The sequence below is a fragment of the Candidatus Desulfolinea nitratireducens genome (assembly GCF_982879505.1).
Window position 1 is genome coordinate 1 of record NZ_CEYOSI010000294.1, and the last position, 3,526, is coordinate 3,526.

The window sequence follows — 3,526 nt, forward strand, 5'->3', positions numbered from 1 at the left end:
GTAAACTGATTATTTATCATTTGAAATTTAGTGTCCCCGAGAGGTCCGCAAGCGAGGATTAAGTACAAGGGCCAGCAAGTCGGCAATTAAATTAACGCCAATATAAATGCCGGCAAGAATAATCGCGATACCTTGAACAAGAGCCAGATCTCTGTCACCAATGGCATTGATTAAGAGTTTTCCAATACCAGGGTAGTTGAAAACGGTTTCGATAATAGCTACACCACCCAATAACCAGGCAAGTGTGAGGGCGATGACATTAATGGAAGGCAGCATGGCATTTGGCAAAGCGTGGAGGAAGACAATCCGCATTGCTGGTACGCCTTTTAAGCGTGCCATCTGAACGTAGTTGCTCACCAGTACTTCAATCATATTGGTGCGCACCAAACGCAAAATATGGGCAACCATAATAAAGGTGAGCGTGATGATTGGTAAAAAAATATTGGGTAGTATTTCTATAACAGGGGCATCTGTGGGAACCATCGCAATTGCAGGAAACCACTCCAGTCGGATGGAAAATACGTATATCAGGACGGTCGCCGTGACAAATCCTGGCAGGGTCATGCCAAGAATCGCTACAAGAGAAACAAGGATATCGGGCCATTTATCACGTGTAAGTCCGGCGAAAACGCCCAACACGATGGCCAGAGGGATGCCGACAATTGCTGCCGCCGCTGCCAAAACGACGGTGTTACGAAATTGGTTCCCGATGACCTCAGAAACAGGTTTTCTGCGGGCCATCGAATCGCCCAAATCCCCTTTTAGCATATCTCCCAGCCAGTTTAAATAACGTTGGTGTGCCGGAGTGTCGAGACCAAATTCCTCGCGTAAGGCCCTCAAACTTTCGGGAGTTGCGGACTGTCCAAGGTAGGCATCGGCTGCATCGCCCGGTAAGGCTTCAACGCCAAGAAAGATGATAATAGAGATGAGGAGAAGGGTTATCAGAGCGAGAATAAATCTTCGTGCAATAAGTACAATCATAAAATGGCACTTCCTCTCTGGCTACGTTCAATCCTTTATTTTTTTTCCGAACGTTGCTTGAGTAACAAAAAACAGGCGTAAGGAGGCAAGTTTCCTTGCCTCCTACGCCATTATACATTATTGACTGTGAACTTATTCGCAGCTTGAATCTTTAGTGATTCCATCCCAATCAATCCAGATATCGGAAAGCGGGGGGATCCCATCGATACAAGTCTTCATGACGCGGACAAGATTTGAGTAATAGGGGATGATTGTGCCACCATCTTCATGGAGCATAATTTGCGCATCCAAGTAATTTTGGCGACGTTTATCAGCATCTGTCTCGGAACGAGCCGCATCCAGCAATGCATCAAACTCATCAACAGCCCAGAATGATTCATTCCAGGAGCCACCACCGCGATAGATCTCATTGAGAGCCGCATCAGCACCACGCGCATTCCAGCAGGTCATCACGAAGGGTTCCACCATCCATTGCTCAGTCCAGAAACCATCCGATGAAGTTGTTACAATATTGACGGTGATGCCCGCCAGCGCTGCATCTTGCTGGAAGATCTCGGTCAGAGCAGTCCAGTCCTGGCAGACATCGGCTGTACCCAGATTTACTTCAAAACCATCTGGATAACCAGCTTCTACCAGCTTGGCTTTAGCCGCTTCGATATCATATTCATAGGAGCATTCTGACAACACATTTGGATCACCAGGCATAACGGCCGAGTCACAGGAAACAGTACCTGCGCCGGAAAGAGCCAGATCGACCATCTTCTGCCGATCGACTACCAGGTGCATTGCCTGGCGGAGTGCCAAATTGTCAAAGGGCGGAATATCGGTACGCATGACAAATCCTGACCAATCGCCACCTGGAATTTGAGTGATTTTATAGTCATCGTTGCCTTCAAAGCGCTGAGAAATTTCATAGGTAACACCCTGCCAGTCAAGCTGACCAGAGAGGAGTGCCGTAGCCTGGGCCTCGACATCAGCGATGCCATAAACCTCAATTGCTGCAAGCCCAGGAGGTCCATCCCAATAATCATCATTGGCAACCATGACGGTTACCCCTTCTACATCCAAGGTTTCCAGCTTGAACGGACCAGAACCCATCCCTGTCTCCAGGACACCGGGCAAGCCATCTACGGGCAAGACACGGGCACGGTAATCCATGACTGTCAGATCAAAGGTAACGACGGGCTGGTTTAGATTGAAAACAACGGTGAAATCATCCGGCGTTTCAATGCTGTCAACAACAGCAAATGTAGAGGCCAGGATGGATGTTTCGGAGGTTTTCCAATGGTTGGCGGAATAAGCCACATCGGCCGATGTGAGTTGGGTGCCATCATGGAAATAGACATCCTCGCGAAGGTGGAATGTCCACACAGTAGCATCATCATTACTTTCCCAGGATGCTGCCAACGATGGGCTTGGAGTCATTGAATCAAAGGCAGGCTCTGTCAAGCGATCATATAGCAGGGAAATGGATGGCCAGAAGCGGGCTTCATCAACGGGGTCCAGGTTCTCGTTCCCACCATAAGCCAGGCCGTCGGTAAAGCGAAGCGTCCCGCGTTCATCAACTGCCGGTTCTTCAGGTGCTGGGGCCGGCTCTTCAGGTGCCGGGGCCGGCTCTTCAGGTGCTGGGGCTGGCTCTTCAGGTGCTGCCGGGCTGCAAGCAGCTAATGCTACAGCCAGTACAAGTAGTAAGGTTGTTATCCAAACAAGTTTCTTGGTACGCATTGTTACTCCTCCTAGGAAATATCAATCAAAATTAGATTCTCAATTGCACTACGACAATCAGTTAATTATCTTTTATATCCTTTTACCTCCATTTTTTCTCGAAATTAGTCGTTATGTTATATGATGCCTTTTAAAAAACAGGTAACAGAATTTTCACCGTTCATGGGGTAAGTTCCTAGCCTATCCCATGGTTTGGAACACTCTAAACTTATGCATTTTGTTCTCTAAAAAATACTGGTTTTGAACAAAACATCTGGCTGGTGAAAAATTCAATGGCATAAAAACTTCTGATAAGAAAGCTAGGTAGCAAAAAATATCTGAAAAAAATACGAGTATTGTATTCTGAACAACAGAGTGATATTTCTTTATACAAGGACAGACCGGTCGGTCTCATAAAAATTATCGCAAAAAACTCGTTTCATTACACCTGACGAATGTCACCTTTCATAGTGACGAATTTCATTTACTATAACATCACAGTGAATTTTCAATAATTATAGGAAATGTATTTCTTCCTAATGTATCAGGCATTTTCTGATTTATTTCATTGTGACCTTTAATTATGTCGAGGCATAGAATTTTTCCATTCAAATTTAGGCGGGGGTGATTTATTCAGCAGGGTGAGAAATCTTGAAGCTAATATGATGTAATATGTTCATTGTAATATGTTAAAGTGACATTTGTCAGATGAAAGATAAAGGGGTATCTGTAATAATAAAAAAAAGACAGACCGGTCGGTCTCTGTGAAATAAAAAGGACATATTACTCGATAGTTGTGAAAATATGCTGAATTTGTGCTAAATTAGAGAAATGCAATTAC

Annotated in this window: 2 protein-coding genes; both read right to left on the minus strand. The window is 45.3% G+C overall.

Annotation, left to right across the window (positions count from 1 at the left end; all coding sequences use genetic code 11):
* Nucleotides 1–27 precede the first annotated feature (27 nt).
* Nucleotides 28–981 (minus strand): ABC transporter permease, encoded by a 954-nt coding sequence (locus tag AC3DOM_RS16750; RefSeq protein WP_487920180.1) that lies wholly within the window; start codon nt 979–981, stop codon nt 28–30.
* 132 nt (nt 982–1,113) lie between these two features.
* Nucleotides 1,114–2,706: an ABC transporter substrate-binding protein gene (locus tag AC3DOM_RS16755; RefSeq protein ID WP_487920181.1), complete on the minus strand. Its 1,593-nt coding sequence runs from the start codon at nt 2,704–2,706 to the stop codon at nt 1,114–1,116.
* Nucleotides 2,707–3,526: the final 820 nt, after the last annotated feature.